At 62.5% G+C, this 16,716-nt stretch carries 15 protein-coding genes; 12 read left to right on the forward strand and 3 right to left on the reverse strand.

The genetic code is table 11. The features are described 5' to 3' along the window. Positions 1–35 precede the first annotated feature (35 nt). Genes KF712_19285 through KF712_19315 form a run of 7 tightly spaced genes read left to right on the forward strand, consistent with a single transcriptional unit; the run spans position 36 to position 5,250 of the window. Positions 36–1,295 carry an NADH-quinone oxidoreductase subunit D gene (locus KF712_19285; GenBank protein MBX3743137.1) on the forward strand — a complete coding sequence of 420 codons (1,260 nt, stop codon included), beginning with the start codon at positions 36–38 and terminating at the stop codon, positions 1,293–1,295. A gap of 18 nt (positions 1,296–1,313) precedes the next feature. Next, positions 1,314–2,042, forward strand: a complete 729-nt coding sequence (locus KF712_19290; protein ID MBX3743138.1) for a redoxin family protein — start codon at positions 1,314–1,316, stop codon at positions 2,040–2,042. 42 nt (positions 2,043–2,084) lie between these two features. After that, on the forward strand, positions 2,085–2,654 hold the full coding sequence (locus tag KF712_19295) for an NAD(P)H-dependent oxidoreductase subunit E (protein ID MBX3743139.1): 570 nt from the start codon (positions 2,085–2,087) through the stop codon (positions 2,652–2,654). Between the two features lie 41 nt (positions 2,655–2,695). Further along, positions 2,696–2,995 (forward strand): hypothetical protein, encoded by a 300-nt coding sequence (locus tag KF712_19300; GenBank protein MBX3743140.1) that lies wholly within the window; start codon positions 2,696–2,698, stop codon positions 2,993–2,995. Next, a complete protein-coding gene (locus tag KF712_19305) occupies positions 2,992–3,393 on the forward strand; it encodes a PIN domain-containing protein (GenBank protein ID MBX3743141.1) in 402 nt (133 codons plus the stop codon). The genes KF712_19300 and KF712_19305 overlap by 4 nt, the downstream gene beginning before the upstream one ends. After that, entirely contained in the window at positions 3,390–4,790 is a 1,401-nt protein-coding gene (gene nuoF / locus KF712_19310; protein MBX3743142.1) for an NADH-quinone oxidoreductase subunit NuoF, read from the forward strand. Before KF712_19305 ends, nuoF begins: the two co-directional genes overlap by 4 nt. A gap of 4 nt (positions 4,791–4,794) precedes the next feature. Next, the gene (locus KF712_19315; protein ID MBX3743143.1) at positions 4,795–5,250 is read left to right on the forward strand and encodes a DoxX family protein; all 456 of its coding nucleotides are present in this window, start codon (positions 4,795–4,797) and stop codon (positions 5,248–5,250) included. A 266-nt stretch (positions 5,251–5,516) separates the two neighbouring features. Here the strand turns inward: KF712_19315 and KF712_19320 are convergent, their stop codons facing one another. The 3 genes from KF712_19320 to KF712_19330 form a co-directional block, all read right to left on the reverse strand. Continuing rightward, entirely contained in the window at positions 5,517–6,449 is a 933-nt protein-coding gene (locus tag KF712_19320) for a glucosamine-6-phosphate isomerase (protein ID MBX3743144.1), read from the reverse strand. Positions 6,450–6,473: 24 nt separating this feature from the next. Then, positions 6,474–7,496 (reverse strand): Gfo/Idh/MocA family oxidoreductase, encoded by a 1,023-nt coding sequence (locus tag KF712_19325; GenBank protein MBX3743145.1) that lies wholly within the window; start codon positions 7,494–7,496, stop codon positions 6,474–6,476. A gap of 105 nt (positions 7,497–7,601) precedes the next feature. Next, complete coding sequence (locus KF712_19330) at positions 7,602–8,471, reverse strand: helix-turn-helix domain-containing protein (GenBank protein ID MBX3743146.1); 870 nt, start codon at positions 8,469–8,471, stop codon at positions 7,602–7,604. Between the two features lie 30 nt (positions 8,472–8,501). On the opposite strand from KF712_19330, the gene KF712_19335 reads away from it, so the two are divergent. From KF712_19335 to KF712_19355, 5 genes are all read left to right on the forward strand, one after another. Then, positions 8,502–10,013, forward strand: a complete 1,512-nt coding sequence (locus tag KF712_19335; protein ID MBX3743147.1) for a DUF1080 domain-containing protein — start codon at positions 8,502–8,504, stop codon at positions 10,011–10,013. Between the two features lie 191 nt (positions 10,014–10,204). Further along, positions 10,205–13,711, forward strand: coding sequence for an autotransporter-associated beta strand repeat-containing protein (locus KF712_19340; GenBank protein ID MBX3743148.1), 3,507 nt, complete (start codon positions 10,205–10,207; stop codon positions 13,709–13,711). Positions 13,712–13,789: 78 nt separating this feature from the next. Continuing rightward, positions 13,790–14,797: a tRNA (adenosine(37)-N6)-threonylcarbamoyltransferase complex transferase subunit TsaD gene (gene tsaD, locus KF712_19345; GenBank protein ID MBX3743149.1), complete on the forward strand. Its 1,008-nt coding sequence runs from the start codon at positions 13,790–13,792 to the stop codon at positions 14,795–14,797. A 31-nt stretch (positions 14,798–14,828) separates the two neighbouring features. After that, complete coding sequence (locus KF712_19350) at positions 14,829–15,461, forward strand: HAD hydrolase-like protein (GenBank protein ID MBX3743150.1); 633 nt, start codon at positions 14,829–14,831, stop codon at positions 15,459–15,461. A 32-nt stretch (positions 15,462–15,493) separates the two neighbouring features. Continuing rightward, a complete protein-coding gene (locus KF712_19355) occupies positions 15,494–16,705 on the forward strand; it encodes an OmpA family protein (GenBank protein ID MBX3743151.1) in 1,212 nt (403 codons plus the stop codon). Positions 16,706–16,716: the final 11 nt, after the last annotated feature.

The raw sequence follows: 16,716 nt of genomic DNA on the forward strand, positions 1-16,716 counted from the left end.
TGTCTTTGGGTGCTTATTGGTGCGCCCGAATCCGCATGAGCAATATCACCACCGACTACGAGGTGCCGGACACGCTTGGCCGTGCCGCCAAAGCCGCCGAAGAATACCACGCGGAGACGGATGATATGATGGGGGAGCGGATGGTGCTCAACATGGGCCCTTCCCATCCTGCCACGCACGGCGTGCTGCGCCTCATCCTGGAACTTGATGGTGAGGTCATCATCAAGGCGGATCCCGATGTGGGATTCCTTCACCGCGGGGATGAGAAGATCGCGGAAAACATGCACTACAACCAGTTCGTCCCGTACACGGACCGTCTGGACTATCTGGCTCCGCTGGCGAACAACGTGGCCTACGCCATGGCCGTGGAGAAGTTGATGGGCTGGGAACTGCCTCCGCGCGGCCAGGCCCTGCGGGTGCTCTGCTGTGAGCTGGCCCGCATTTCCGCCCACATGCTGGGCGTCGGTGTCTGCGCGATGGACGTGGGCGCGATGACCGTTTTCCTCTACACGTTCACCGAGCGTGAGAAGATCTACAACCTCTGCGAGCAACTGACCGGCGCGCGCTTCACCACCTCCTACACCCGGGTGGGCGGCCAACTGCGCGACATGCCTCCCGGCTTCGAGTCGTCCGTCAGGCGCTTCCTCGACGAATGCGAAGTGGCGATTGGTGAGATCTCCAAGCTCCTCGACAAGAACAAGATCTTCCTCGACCGGATGGTGGACATCGGTGTCATCACCCGTGAGTCCGCCATTTCCTGGGCCATGACCGGCCCGAACCTGCGGGCCTCCGGCGTGCCGCGGGACCTGCGGAAGGACAGCCCTTACCTGGGCTATGAGAAGTATGATTTCGATGTGCCGGTGATGGAGGAGGGGGATTGCTACTCCCGCTATTTCATCCGGATGGAGGAAATGAGGCAGTCCATCCGCATCTGCCGCCAGGTGCTGGACGCCATGCCATCCGGGCCGGTGAACCTCGCCGATCCGAAGAGCATCCTGCCGGACAAGGAGCGCGTGCTCATGTCCATGGAAGAACTCATCCACCATTTCATCGTCTCCACCCAGGGCATCGACGCTCCGGCCGGAGAGGTTTATTTCGCGGCGGAGAACCCGAAGGGTGAGCTTGGCTTCTACATCCACTCGAAGGGCGGCGGCGTGCCGAACCGCATGAAGATCCGCAGCCCCTCGTTCTGCAATCTGGCCATCGTTTCCAAGCTGCTGCCCGGACACATGGTTTCGGATATTCCCGCCATCCTCGGCTCGCTCGATTTCGTGATGGGCGAGTGCGACCGTTGATGCTAAGTGAGAGCCACCATGAAAACCTCCCTCCTCATTCCCGTCGTCTCCGGCCTGCTTTCGGTTTCCGCCTTCGCGGGCTTCGAAACCTGGACCAGCAAGGATGGAAAGGCCGCCGAACTGGAACTCGTTTCCGTCAGTGAGAGCGGCGGTGAGAAGACCGGCGAGTTCAAGATGAAGAACGGCAAGACCGTCTCCATCAAGGCTTCCGCCCTTTCGGAGGCGGATGCGCAACGGCTGGCGGATTGGAAACCTGCGGAGGCTCCTGCCGGTGAAGCGGCTGCGGCCACCACGACCTCCGTTTTCGACAAAGCCTTTGAAGGCAATCTGGTGAAACTGGATGGAAAATCCCTGAAGCGTCACGGTGATCCGGTCCGCCCGGAGAAGTATTACCTCTTCTACTACACCGCTTCCTGGTGCGGTCCGTGCCACAAGTTCACCCCGTCGCTGGTCAAATTCTACAACGAGTACCGTCCGAAGACCAACGACTTCGAGGTCGTGCTGATCACCAGCGACTCCGACGAAGGTGCGATGGAGGACTACGCCGCGGAATTCAAGATGCAGTGGCCGCAACTGAAGCTCTCCAGGGCGGACAGGTTCAAGAAGGAGTTCAAGCATCCCGGCACCGGCATCCCGAACCTGGTCCTCACCGACACCGAGGGCAAACTCATCAAGACCAGCTACGTCGATGGGAAATACATGGGACCGGCTTCCGTGATGAACCACCTTGAGTCCCTCCTGAAGTAGCAACGAACAGACGGCCCCGCGCCGGAAAAACGATTTTCATCCATGTCAGGTTCCATCCTCGAAGAAACCATCGCGTCCCATGAAACACCGGGCACGCCGTTCTATCCACCGTTCGCGGTGACACCGGAACTCGAGGCGGAGGCCGATGAAAGGATCTCCCATTATCCGGCCAGCAAGCGCTCCGCGACGCTGCCCCTGCTCCACATCGTCCAGCACAAGTTCGGCTACATCTCCGCGGCCGCCATCGAATGGGTGGCGGCGAAGCTGGACCTGGAGCCGATCAAGGTGGTGGAGGTCGTGACCTTTTATCCCGGCTTCCGCCAGTCCGCTCCGGGCAAGTTCCACATCCGTGTCTGCCGCACGCTGTCCTGCGCGATGGGCGGCAGCTACGAGCTGATGGAGAAACTCTGCGAACTGACGGGCATCGACCGTTCCAACAGCGATTCCCACCATCATCCGATCTCGGTTTCGCCCTGTGGCAAGTTCTCCGTCGAGTTTGCGGAGTGCCTCGCCTCCTGCGGTTCCGCGCCGGTCTGCATGGTGAATGATGATTTCCACGAGGGTATTTCCCCGGACAAGGCGGAGGGGCTGTTGGGGAAGTATCCCGCATAAAAGACTTGTGGCGCGGTAAATATTGAGGTAATAATTACCACATGAGCATCAACTACCGTGATCTTGGCAAACTGACCCGCACCAGCATGGCTCTGGATGGCTTGACCATCCAGTTGCTCGAGGAATTGAGCAAATATTGGGACACCTCGAAGGCCGGGGTGATCCGTCGTGCCGTGCAGGAGGCAAAGGAACGGCTGGACCAGAAGAAGGCCGCTCCGTCTCCGCTGGAGGCTCTTGCTTGGCTGCAGGGAGGTGGCGGTGTGCTCCGGGAAGAAGCCGCTGCCTATCGTGCTGACCTGCGGGCGGAGCGGGAGGCGAAGAAATACTGGTGGGAAGCATGATCCATCTCGACACCAATATCCTGATCGACCTGGTCACCGCCTATCCGCCGCAGGTGGAGGTGGTGAAGCAGTGGCTGGAGGAAGGCGAGGTGCTCACCGCTTCCGCCGTTGCCTGGTCCGAGTTTCTGAACGGTCCGCACACGCTTTCCCAGAAGGACGCGGTACGCGCCGTGCTGGCCGGAGGAGTGCGTCCTTTCGATGAAGACCATGCGGAGCAGGCATCCCGGCTGTTCCACCAGACCGGCCGCCGCCGCGGATCCCACGCCGACTGCATGATCGCCGCCGCCGCACTTTGTTCGCGCGAGCCGGTGGCCACGCGGAATATTTCCGACTTCGAACGCTTCATACCCTACGGACTCCTGTTGGAGAGAATCCCCACCATTTCCCAGACCCCATGATCACCTACAAGGAAGGCAAGCAACCCCATCCACGCGAGCACCGGCTCATCTTCAAAAACGTGGACCGGGAAGGCTGGGATGTGTCCATCGGCACCTACATGAACGATGGCGGCTATGATGACCTGAAAAAGGCCTTCACCATGGCCCCGAAGGACATCACGGAGGAGGTGAAGAAATCCGGTCTGCGCGGCCGTGGCGGTGCGGGCTTCCCGACGGGCATGAAGTGGACCTTCATCCCGCCGAACAACACCAAGCCGGTGTACCTGATCTGCAACGGTGACGAGTCCGAGCCGGGCACCTTCAAGGACCGCTACATCCTCCACCAGGATCCGCACCAGCTCGTGGAGGGCATGGTCATCTCCTGCTTCGCGGTGGGAGCGCATGTCGCCTACATCTACATCCGCGAGGAGTTCCCGGAGGCCGCGCTGATCGTCGAGCGCGCCATCGAGGAAGCCCGCGCGCACAATTTTCTCGGCAAGAACGTGCTCGGCTCCGGCTTTGACGTGGAGATCTACGTCCACCGCGGTGCGGGTGCCTACATCTGCGGTGAGGAGACGGGCCTGATCGAGTCGCTTGAAGGGAAGCGTCCCTACCCACGGATCAAGCCGCCCTATTTCCCTGCTGCCCTGGGCCTCTACATGTGCCCGACCATCGTCAACAACGTGGAGTCGCTCTGCCATGTGAAGCACATCGTCCGCATGGGCGGGGATGAGTATGCCAAGCTGGGCGTGGCGCGGAACACCGGCACGCGCATCCTCTGCATTTCCGGGGATGTGAAGAACCCGGGCTACTTCGAGGTGGAGGTGGGCAAGCTCACCATGCGCGAGGTGATCTACGACCTCTGCGGTGGTCCGAAGGATGGGCGCGAGATCAAGGCGGTGATCCCCGGCGGATCTTCCTCGAAGATCCTCCGCTGCGATGAGGTATTCAAATTGAAGAACCCGGACGGCTCCACCCGCGACCTGCCATTCTGGGACATCCAGATGGACTTCGACACGCTGGCGGCCTGCGGTTCCATGGCCGGCTCCGGTGGGGTGATCGTTCTGGATGACACGCGCAAGATGTCGTGGGTGCTCAACAACCTGAACGCTTTCTATGCGCACGAATCCTGCGGCCAATGCACGCCATGCCGTGAGGGTTCCACCTGGATGCGCAAGATTTCCGACCGTCTGGTGGCCGGGGAGGCTACCCCGAAGGACATTGAGACTCTGGAAAGCGTGGCCTATCAGATCGACGGGCGGACCATCTGCGCGTTCGGCGAGGCATCGTCCTGGCCGGTGGAGGCGATCATCGCCAAGTTCCGCGAGGAACTGCTGGCGGACACGGTGGGGGAACTCGATACGGTCCCGCTCAACCCGGAGGCCGAGGCCCAGCGCCGTTTCCTGCAACCCGTCTGATCCGGTGCACCCGATCCCGAAGAACAATCCGGAACTGGCCGCGCTGGTGCTGCGGATCGCGCTGGGAGCGTGGTTCACCTACAGCGGCGGTCTGAAGATTTTCGTGACCGGGCTGGACCGCTTCACCCGGGATGTGGGCAACTACAAGCTCGTCTCCGCCCCGCTGGATGCGGTGGCGGCCTACACGGTGCCGTGGGTGGAGGTCATCGGTGGGCTTTGCCTGATGCTGGGCGTGCTGCGGAAGGGAACACTCCTTGCGATGACCGGACTGGTGCTGACCTTCGTCACCGCCGTCGGCTGGGCATGGTCGAAGAACCTCGATATTTCCTGCGGCTGCCACGGTGGTGACACCCGGCTGAACTACTGGACGAAGGCGGTCGAACTCGCGGGTTACCTGCTGGCGTTCGGTTATCTGTGGTGGATGGAGAAAGGCGGGGCGAAGCCAGCGCAGTCCCGATAGTTTCTAGGAAAAGGGGGCAGGGACCGCATAGCGGCATAGCCGCTATGTCCGCTTCGCTTCCATTCCATGCGGTCAGGCGGGGAACGGCGGATAATGTCCGGCTATCCCGGCATCCGGTTGACTTGCCTCCCGGAGAATTGGGGGGGGGAGTGTGCTCATAAGAAGGGGATCCCGGGAGAATGGAAATCTCCCCAGCCTGACCGCATGGAATGCGGTCCCTGCCCAAGAGAGACCCCAACGGTCCGCAGCTTCTTTTGCGAACTGGATCAATGCATCTCCACCGCGCAGGTGCCGAGGCCGCCGCGGTAGTAGTGGAACTGCACGTCCGGATGGTCCGCCAGCAATGACATCGGCACGGCCGTGTCGATGTAGCGTTTCGAGATCATCAGCGCGGTGAGCCTTTGGCCGAAGGGGTTGTCATGGACGCCTGCCTGCCAGATGGACACGCGGTCCGCCAGCCAGGTCTCGCGCGGTCCCACTGTCACGGCACGGGTGGGCACCAGTGAAACATTTCCTCCGCCGGAGGTCCGCGCGTTCTGGGCGATGGTGACCGGGTGCAGATCCACGATGCGGGTCTTCAGCTTGCGGTATTCCTCCGGGGTGGGAGGTGCGTCGGCGTAGGCACCTGCGCGCGGCAGGGGATCGTTGAAGGCCCAGTGTTTCACATCCCCCTGGCCGCCCTGCATGACCACGCAGCGGATCCCCGCATCCCAGGTCTTCTCGAACACCTCATGGTTCTCCGTGGGGAAGTGTAGGTTGGCATCCGGCATCACCAGCTCCGGGCGGATGCGGTTGAAGCACAGCTCACGGTCGCACCGCTCGAAGGACAACGGGTGGTCCACCGACGGGACCTTGCCATCGATGATCCATTCATCCATGCCCCAGAAGTGGGCGTCGTGGAGTTTCAGGTCCAGGGCGTTCACCATGCGGGCCACCAGTGGCAGTTGCTCTGTCGGGCCGATGGGGCCGCAGATGCCGGTGGGGTTGTCAGGCGTGGCCTGCCGCCATGCCTCGATGTATTCGAGCGCCTGCGCGCAGTAGAAATCCTCCAGCGTGTCATGGAATGTCACGGTGAAACCGGGGCGGGACAGCTTGAGCAGGGCGTCCGGAGTGAGGGCGGCGGCTTCCTCGATGATGGAGAGGTCGAGGGTGGTGTAGTCCCACCATCCGGGGGCGAGGGCGCTGGTTTTGCGTGGCATGAGTTTCAGGGAAGAAGGTGGGCGTCAGAGATCGACCGGACGGCCGGTGCGGGCGGATTCATCCGCGGCGAAGATGATGCGGTGGGTGTGGAGGGCGGTTTTCAGGTCCGTCAGCGGCATGTCCTTCCCTTCGTCCAGCGTGTCGAGGAATGCCTGGAACTGGGTCTGGTAGGGATGGTCCGTCACGTCGCCGGAATCGAGCGCCTTGAAGGAAAGCTTGCTCCACGCGGACTTGTCCGTCTTCAGCTTCATCGAGTGGAACCTGTCATCAAGCAGGCTGCCCTCGCTGCCGCAGAGCTGGGTGTGGAAGTAGTAGGGCTGCAGGCAGTCCACCACGGCGGAGCATTTGCCCACCCGGCCATCCGCGAAGCGGAGGATGGTCACGCTGGTGGTATCGTATTCATAAGGCCCGAAGATGGGGCTCTTTGATTTCGTGGAGTAGCTGGAGACGGACTGCACGTCACCCCCGAGACAGAGCAGCAGGGCGTCCAGGGCATGGCAGCCGGCGGTGAGCAGCGCGCTGCCGCCGCCGTTCCGTTTCGCATTCCACTCGAACTGTCCGTACCACGGGCCGATGCCGTGGAAATAGTCCACCTCCCCGTAGTGCAGGTCACCCAGCAGTCCTTGGTCGATCACCGCACGGGTGGCGAGGAGCTGGCTGGAGAAGCGGCACTCGAAACAAACGCAGACTTTCACCCCGGCGGCGGCCACGGCTTCCTCCACCCGCTGGCAGTCCTCCCATGACAGGGCGATGGGCTTCTCGATGATGAGGTGCTTGCCCGCCTGGGCCGCCTTGATGGCGTGTTCCGCGTGCAGGCCGGAGTAACTGCAGATGGAGACGATGTGGATGTCGGGGTCCGCCAGCATCTCATCGAGATCCGTGTAGGAACGGATGGTCCCGCCATGCTTCGCGGAAAGCGCGGCGTCATCCTGCGGGCGGGAGGAACAGATGGCGGTGACCTGTGCCTGGCGCGAGGCATTGATGGCGGGGATGTGGGCGGTGGCCACCCAGCCATATCCGATGATGCCGACGTTGTATTTTTTCATGATGGGAACCGTCCCATTCATACGCGGACACACCGCGGAAGCGTGAACGGTTTTCCGTCATAGTGATCCTCTTTCAGGTCACGTGGGAAAAAGAGAGGCCGGAGATCACTCCTGCCTGTGCGCCTTCTGGCGGTAGGCCTTCGGCGTGCAGCCGTGGATGCGGCGGAACTGCTTCTGGAAGTTCGCCATGGAGTCGAACCCGCAATTCCAGGCGATCTCGCTGATGGTGTCCTCCGTTTCCGCCAGCAGGCGGCAGACGCGGGCTACGCGCAGCTCGTTCACGTAGTCGGGAAATGTCTTGCCCGTCCTTGAGCGGAAGTAGCGGCTGAAGGTCACGCCGGTCATCCCCGCGTTGCGGGCCACATCCGTCAGGTAGAGGGGGCGCTCGATGTTCGCCTCGATGAAGCGCGAGATGTTCTCCATCCGGTCGTTGTCGGACGACTGGATCTCTGGGGTGAAACCCGGGGAGGAGATGCGCACCAAGTCCCGGGACAGGCTGAGGCGCTCCATGATCTCCATCAGCAGGATCAGGCGGCGGACCCCCTTCGCGGCGGGCATCTTCAGCATCATGGCCGCCACTTCATCGCGGGTCTTTCCCGTGATCTGGAGGCCGTGCAGCGAGCGTTGGAAAAGGCGCTGCATGGGAGCCATCTCCGCATGCTCCAGCCAGTCCGCGCCGAGGAACGATGGATGGAACTGCACGGTGATGGCATCCACTTTCTTCACGGGGGATCCCGCCACGGAATCGTTGCGGTAGTCGTGCGGCAGGTTCGGCCCCATGAAGGTGAGATCCCCCTTGGTGATGGGGGAGATCTTGTCGCCGATCCACCGTGAGCTGCCGCCGGACAGCACCAGCGTCAGCTCATACTCCGGATGGAAATGCCACAGGCAGCCGAAGTCCTTCCCCCGGATGCGTTCGCAGAAAACGATCTCGGCGGATGCGGAGGAGGGGATCTGTTCTCTGACGGGTTTCACGGGATGAATGGCGGGCTATGATTCAGGCCGATGGAAATACCAGCCTGGGTGGAAGGCGGCAAGGTCGGAGACGTGGTAACGCATCTCCACGGGAGAGTTTGCCATTTCTTGATAAAAACGCTCGAAATCGGTGGGAAAAGAGAGAAGTCGCGGTCCCGACCGGACGTTTTCTTCCACCTACGGAAAACCCCAGCAACAACATCCATCGTGAATCCGCTCAAAACCGCCCGCCATCTCGTCCTCGGCACGCTTCTCACAACCCTATCCCTGGCGGCGGAGCAGCCGCCGGAGGGCTTCGTCAGCCTCTTCAATGGAACCAGCCTCGACGGATGGCGCGGCGGCAGCACCTTCGACCACCGCAAGCTGCTCGCCATGCCGGAAGCGGAGCGGAACGCCCAGATCGACAAATGGACCGCCACCATGACCCAGCCGGGTAAGGACGGCCAGCCCCACTGGCGTGTGGAGAACGGAGAGCTGGTGAACGATGGCTTCGGCGACTATGCCACGACCACGAAGGACTACGGCGACTTCGAGCTGCTGCTGGAATACAAGACCGTCCCGAAGGCGGACTCCGGCGTCTATCTGCGCGGCGTGCCACAGGTGCAGATCTGGGACTCCACCGAGAATGACGAGAAGTCAGTGAAGCTGGGCAAGCCGCTCGGTTCCGGCGGTCTCTGGAACAACTCTCCCGGCGCACCCGGAAAAGATCCGCTGGTGAAGGCGGACAAGCCGTTCGGTGAGTGGAACAAGTTCCGCATCGTCATGGTCGGCAGCCGCGTGAGTGTCTGGCTGAACGACACGCTGGTGGTCGATCATGTGGTGATGGAGAATTACTACGACCGGAAGGTGCCCGTGCCATCCCACGGTCCCATCCAGCTCCAGACCCATGGCGGGGAGATCCGCTGGCGGAACATCTTCCTGAAGGAACTCAAGCCGGAGGAGGCGAACACCATCCTGGCTTCCAAGGGTGGCGACGGCTTCAAGCCGATCTGGAACGGAAAGGACTTCGATGGCTGGGCCGGTGATGTGGCGGACCATGAGGTGCGGGACGGCAACATCCTCATAAAGGAAGGGAAAAGCGGTACCCTTTACTGGAACAAGGAACTTTCCGATTTCTCCGCCCGCATGGAGTTCAACACCCCGCCCGGCGGCAACAACGGCCTCGCCATCCGCCATCCCGGAGAGGGGAATCCATCCCAGATCGCCATGTGCGAGCTTCAGGTGCTGGACGACAACGCGGAGAAATACGCCAAGCTGGATCCCCGGCAGTTCCATGGCAGTGCCTACGGCATGGCGCCGGCCCACCGCGGCTACACCCGCCCGGCGGGGGAGTGGAACTTCCAGGAAGTCACCGTCAAAGGCTCCACCATCCGTGTGGAACTCAACGGTGTGACCATCCTCGACACCGACCTTTCCAAGCTCGATGCCGCAACCTTCATGGATGGCAAGGCCCACCCGGGCAAGGACCGCAAAAGCGGCTTCTTCGGCTTCGCCGGCCACAGTGATCCGGTGAAATTCCGGAACATCTCCGTGAAGGAATAGCAGGGACGGAGAATTTCAGTCCTGCCTCTCTGGTGACACACTGTTGTCGCGGACAGGGCAGGTCCACCGTTGTACGATTCGCGCCGGAGGAAAATCATCCCTCCGGCGGGATTGGTAATTTTCTTGCGAACCGTGACCCTTTTTTCGCAGAAGTGAGAAAGGATCAGCCCGGCCTTTTTCGATAAACCCCGATGAAACCCTCCCGTCTCTCTCTGTTCCCGCGTGTACTTTTGCCGCTATCGGTCGCCGTGGCGGCCATCAGCGCCCACGCGGATCCCATCAACTGGACCGGTGCCACCAACGGCGTCTGGTCCCTCGGCACCAACTGGGCGGGTGGAAATCCCCCTTCCTCCACGGATGTGGCGACCTTTTCTTTTTCCACCAGCGCGATCAACGTCAGACTGGATGCCAACCAGACGGTCGCAGGGCTGGAAACCATTTCCGGAGCGGCTACCAACGTCCACACCTTGCTGGGGGAGGGTGCGAACCGGACGCTTACCATCGGCGCACAGGGAATCAACCATTACAGTGGCGGCCTCACCATCGGCTCCGGCACGGATGGGCAGAGGGTGGATGTCGTGCTCGCCACCGGCCAGAAATGGAACAGTGCCCGCACCACCGGAACCGGGACCGCCCAGGCGCTCTTCGTGAACAATAACGTCACCCTTGCGGCGGAACTCGGCGAGCAAACCCTCGAACTGACGGGGAGCAACACGGGAAGCTACATCGGAGGCGTCATCGGCAACGCGGCCGGCGGTCCCGATGAAACCAAGAGCGTCCTCAGCATCCTCAAGACAGGTTCCGGCGTCTGGACCTTGAACGGGGCAAACACCTACTCCGGGACCACCCGGATCAATGAAGGCACCCTGCGCCTCGGCGCGGTGGGCGTGGCTCCGTCCACCATCTCCGTGGCTGCCGGTGCGACCCTGAGTTTCCGCATGAACGGCGGGATGACTTCCGCGCAGATCGACGCCCACATCGCGGGGGCCAACTTCGCCACGGGCGCGTTCATCGCCCTGGACACCAACAATGGGAGCGGAACCTATGAGGGGACCTATAACTCGAGCCAACGCCTGTTCAAGACCAGCGGCAACAACCTGCTGCTCACCGGGACCATCAACGCCGCCGGTGGCCTGACCATCAGCGAGGGTGGCCTGGTTCTCGCGGCTCCCGGCCGTCTCACGGGAAATGTCAGCGTGGCGACCAATGCGGCCCTCATCGTCCGTGCGGGCGGGACCGGCTTCAGCGCGGCGGACATCGCGGCGTTCCGGGCGTCCTCATCCGTGACTTATGCCAGCACCAGCTACTTCGGCATCAGCACCGCCAACGGGGACTTCAGCTACGGGGGCGTCCTGCCGGACTCCGGTACGACGCGATTCACCAAGGCGGACACGAACACGCTCTTCCTCACCGGGCAGAGCACCTACACCGGCGGCACCCAGATCGCCGGCGGCACCCTTTCCGTTTCCGACATCAGGAATGGCGGAGTGGCAAGCGCGATGGGCGCTTCGGGGAATGTGGTCAACGGTATCATCCTCGCCGGAGGCCGCCTCCAGTACACCGGTGCGGGCAGCACCACCGACCGCTTGTTCAACATGACCGCCTCGTCCACCATCGAGGCCTCCGGGACCGGCGCGCTGGTGTTCAACAACGCCGGGACCATGGGCGCGGAAAACGGTGCCAGGACGCTTTATCTGACCGGCTACAACAAGGATGACAACCGGATGGGGCTCAACCTGGCCAACGTCACCACCGGCACCAACACCACCGCCATCATCAAGAATGGCTCCGGAAAATGGATCCTCTCCGGAAACAACACCCACACCGGCATCACCACCGTGCGTGGCGGCACGCTCGTCCTCGACTACTCCGGCGGGAAAAACCCTATCTCCGCCACCGGCCAGGTCACCCTCCAGAACGGCACCCTGGAGGTTCTCGGCAGCGGCGCGAAAACCATCAGCACCCTCAGCCTGTCGGAAACCGAGAACGGATTCGCCACCTTGAGGATCACCGGAGGCATGGCGCTCACCGCCTCCACGCTGACCGCCACCACCCAGAGCCAGCGGCACGTCCTCATCGATCTTGCCGGGAACGCGAATTCCCTCACTGCCACCGCCCTTGGCACCACGATGGGCACGGGGAGCAACAATCTCCTGATGGCGAACAACAACACGCGGGCGAACATGGTCGTCAGGGGGAATGCCGGTTCCTACGGCTTCGCCACACGGGACGCCGCCACCGGTGCCATCGGACAACTCTCCGGGCAAACCGAGGTATCCACCGGCACTTTCAGCAATGTCACCAGCAACACGACCAACTACCGCTTCGGTGCCGGCGACTACACCACCGGGGCCGCGCTGAGGTACCAGACGATGACCTTCGACTCCACCGCAGGGGCCATCAATCTGGTTTTCGGAGCCGCCGGGCATACGTTCAACTCGGATGGAACGGGCAGGGGCATCCTGTTCACCGGCGGGCATGATGTGAATATCAGCGGAGCAGGCGGCGGCATCGCCCAGTCCACGTGGATCCACAACTATCTGGAAGGAGCGGACCTGAACATCAGCAGTTCGTTCGGCAGCACCAGCTACCTGCTGGTGGGCGGGACGGGTTTCACCAACTACACCGGCAATGGACTGGCCGCAGGGGCGAACGGAGAGTTCGTCCTCAACGGCGGCCTGTTCCGCTACGCGCCCACCGCGCCCCTCACCCTGAACGGCGCCGCCCACCGGATCAACAGCGGCGTGTTCGAAATCGGTGCCAACCTCAATGGCGGTGGGGCGCTCGATCTCGACCGGACCACCACCAACTTCCGTCTCACCGGCGATGCGGGTTTCAGCGCCTACGGTGCGGAGCGGAAAGTGTCGCTGGGGGCATCCGTCACCTGGGGGGCTGCGAATTTCCTCAGCAATAACTCCAACGAGGACGCGGACTTCACCTTCCGCCTCTCCTCTGTCCGCTCGGACGCCACCCTCGATTTCCAATCTAGGATCGACCTCGCTGGCCGCTCGCGAACCGTCGAGGTGGAGAATGGATCCGCAGCCGTGGACGCCCGTCTTTCCGGGGGCCTCACCGGCACCGGCATTGCTTCGCGCTTCGTGAAAACCGGCTCCGGAACGCTGGAACTGACCGGGACCAACGACTACGGCGGAACCACCCGCATTGAAGGGGGCAGGCTGCTGGTCGGAGGCGGCGGTCTGACCGCAACCACCGCCATCCATGTGGCCAACTCCACTCTGGGCCTGCAGTCCACCGAGGTCATCAACAATGCGGCGGACATCACGCTGGAGAATGGCAGGATCATCACCGTCGGCAACCAGACGGAGACCATGGGCCGCCTGATCCTCTTGGGAGACAACACGCTCGATCTCGTCGGACTTGCCAATACCATCCGCATGGCGTCCTCCGCGGACCAAACCTGGAGCAGCAGCCTTACCATCCTCAACTGGAATGGCAATGCGGCCGGCAACGGATCCGACCGGTTCTTCATCGGCAGTGATGCGAACGGTGTCACCGGCAGCCAGTTGTCGAAGATCTTCTTCGTCGATCCCGAGGTGGACGGCATCCTCCGGACGGGAACCTTCGGGGCTTCCATCCTGAACACCGGGGAAATCGTCGCCCTCATCCCGGAGCCTTCCGTCACGTTTTTGCTCGCCGGTGCCTCGCTGGGCCTCGCACTGCGCAGACGGAGGCTCTGATGCGGGGACGGAGCGGACCGCTTGCATCCTTCCATTTTTTATTAGTCCACGGGCGGGAACCGGCGTTAGCCTCCGCGCGTGGCACTACTCCTGGCGATCGAATCTTCCTGTGATGAAACCGCGGTGGCGATCCTCCGCGGGGAACCCGGAAAGACCACCGACATCCTCTCCTCGGAGATATCATCGCAGATCGAGCTGCACCGCGAGCACGGCGGGGTGGTGCCGGAACTGGCATCGCGGAACCATTCGCTCAACCTCCGGCCGCTGGTGGATCAGGCCATCGCCCATGCGGGCGTGGCTGTCACGGACATCGATGCCTTCGCCGCGACCACCGGCCCGGGCCTCGCTTCCTCCCTGCTCATCGGGAGCACGGCGGCGAAGGCGATGGCGTGCGCCCTCGGCAGGCCGTTCCTCGGCGTGAACCACCTGGAGGGCCACCTCCTTTCCCCATTCGTCGGCGGGACCCAGGTGCCGCCGCACATCGCCCTCATCGTTTCCGGCGGCCACACGCTGCTGCTGGAGGTGGAGGGTGCGGGGAAATACACCAAGCTCGGCGGAACCCGGGACGATGCCGCGGGCGAAGCTTACGATAAGGTTGGGAAAATGCTCGGCCTGCCCTATCCCGGTGGCCCGGAGATCGAGAAAGCCGCCGTCGGCGGGGATGTGAAAGCCTATGATTTCCCGCGCTCCATGCTGCATGATCCCCATCTGGACTTCTCCTTTTCCGGTCTGAAGACGGCGGTTCTCTACACCCTGCAGAGGGAGGAAGGGAACATCCGCTTGCCGGATCTGGCGGCGTCCTTCCAGCAGGCGGTCATCGAGATCCTCGTCGGAAAGACCATGAAGGCGGTGGAGCGCACCGGCCACCGGATGGTCGCTCTGTCTGGCGGCGTCACCATGAACAAGGCGCTGCGGGCCGCGTTCCAACAGGCCTGTGATAAAAAAGGCATCGCACTGGCCATCGCGCCACCCGCGCTGTGCACGGACAATGCCGCCATGATCGCCTTCGCCGCGCTGCTCCGCCATCTGGACGGGCAGTCCTCACGGCTGGATGAGGACATCTTTCCCAACTTGCCGCTCGTTTGAAGCCCCATTCCGTGTTAGGGTGGACAAACGGATGATATACAAGACCATCATATTCGACTTCGACGGCACCATCGCGGACACCATGGAGGAAGGGCGGAGGATCTTCAACGAGATCGGCCCGGCCTATGGCATCCGCCAGATCGACCGCGAGGAGATGGAGGGCTTCCGCAGCTACACCATCAACCAGTTCATCGAGGAGATGAAGATCCCCAAGACGAAGATCCCTTTCTTCATCGCGAAGGGGACACTGGCCATGCGGCGGAGCATCGCCGGGCTGCCATTGATCCCTGGGGTGGGGGAGGTGCTGCCCGCGTTGCGCGCGCAGGTGGACCGCTTTGGCATCCTGACTTCCAACGCGGTGGACAATGTGGAGCTGTTCCTGGACAGCCATGGCATCCGCGGGCTGTTCGATTTCGTTTCCTCCACCTCGAAGCTCACCGGGAAATCCCGGCACCTGAATGCCACCCGCAAGCAATACGGGTTGAAGGCGGAGGAAATGCTCTACGTCGGTGACGAGGTGCGGGATCTCCAGGCTGCGAAGAAAGCCGGCATCCCCTGTGCGGGTGTCACCTGGGGCTTCAATACCCGGGAACGCCTCGCTGCGGAGCAGCCGGAGCACCTGCTGGACAGACCGGCCGAGCTTCTCCGGTTGGCGGGGCATTGACAGGAGGCGGGCTGACCGACCAACCTCCGTCCATGCCAGAAACCCCCGAGAAGAACGCGGAATCCACGATCGCCGGAAAAGAAGCGGAAATCGTCAAGCAGGATGCCGTTGCGAATGACGCGCCGCAGGCCCATGAAGCTGATGCCGCGCCGAAGCAGGCGATTCCCCCCTTCGTCGTTGTCGGTCTGCTTGTGGCCGCCGTGCTGGTGGTGGTGCTGGTCGTGATGAACGGACAGAAGAAGAAGGCGGACTCTGAGGAAGATCGCTCCGCGATGAAAGCGGAGGTGGAAGCCATGCGCGGCGAGCTGAACCGCCAGCGCATGTCCATGGGGCTGCGTCCGCTGGAGAACGGCGGCGAATCCATTGATGACATCACCAAGCGCCTCACCAAGGATGCGGAGTCCATCGTCGGGCTGGCGCACAGTTTCCAGGGCATGCTGAAGGAGAAGGATGCCGCGCTGGACGCGAAGAATGGCGAACTGATCACTTCGGAAAAGCTGCGGCAGAGTTTCGCCGCGGAGAACAACCGCCTCCAGACGGAACTCAGCCGCCTGCTGGTGAGTGGCGCGGACGGAGACCTGGCGAAGAAGGAAGTGGCGGAGATCAAGGGCCAGCGTGACCGCCTCGCCGCGGAACTGGCGAAGGTCCAGCGTGACCTGGCATCCGCCGCCGGAGGACGTTCCCAGGATGAATATGCGGACCTCCAACGCCAGCATGCCGAGGCCAAGCGTTCCAGCGACTTCTTCGAGAAACGCGTCAAGGAACTGGAGGCGGAACTCGCGAAGCTCCGCATCTTCGCCAAGTCGGAGAGCGAGCTTCTGCCCGCCGCCGTCGAACTTTTCCGCACGCTGCGCGGCCTGGAGGGCACGAAAGATGCCGACAACATGACCGCCTACAGCGACATCGGCGTGAAGCTCGGTGCACGTGTCCTCCGCACCCTCGATTTCCCGACCGGCTCCAGTGAACTCACCCCAGAGGACATCCAGGCCATCCCCGGTCTGGTGGAGCAGGTGGAGGAAGGCGATCTCATTTTCGTCGTCGGCTACGCCTCGACCACCGGCAATCCGGAATCGAACCGCGTTCTTTCCTCCGACCGCGCCACTGCAGCCGCGCAGGCAGTCTCCACCGTAAAGCGTCCGGACCAGATGGTGCAGGCCGTCTACATCGGCCAGACCACCCGCTTCGGCGGCAGCTCCCCGGAGCGCAACCAGATCTGCGAGATCTGGCATATAAAGAAGAAGTGAGCTGACGTGGC

The sequence above is a fragment of the Akkermansiaceae bacterium genome (assembly GCA_019634595.1).
In the GTDB taxonomy this organism is placed as follows: Bacteria; Verrucomicrobiota; Verrucomicrobiia; order Verrucomicrobiales; family Akkermansiaceae; genus Luteolibacter.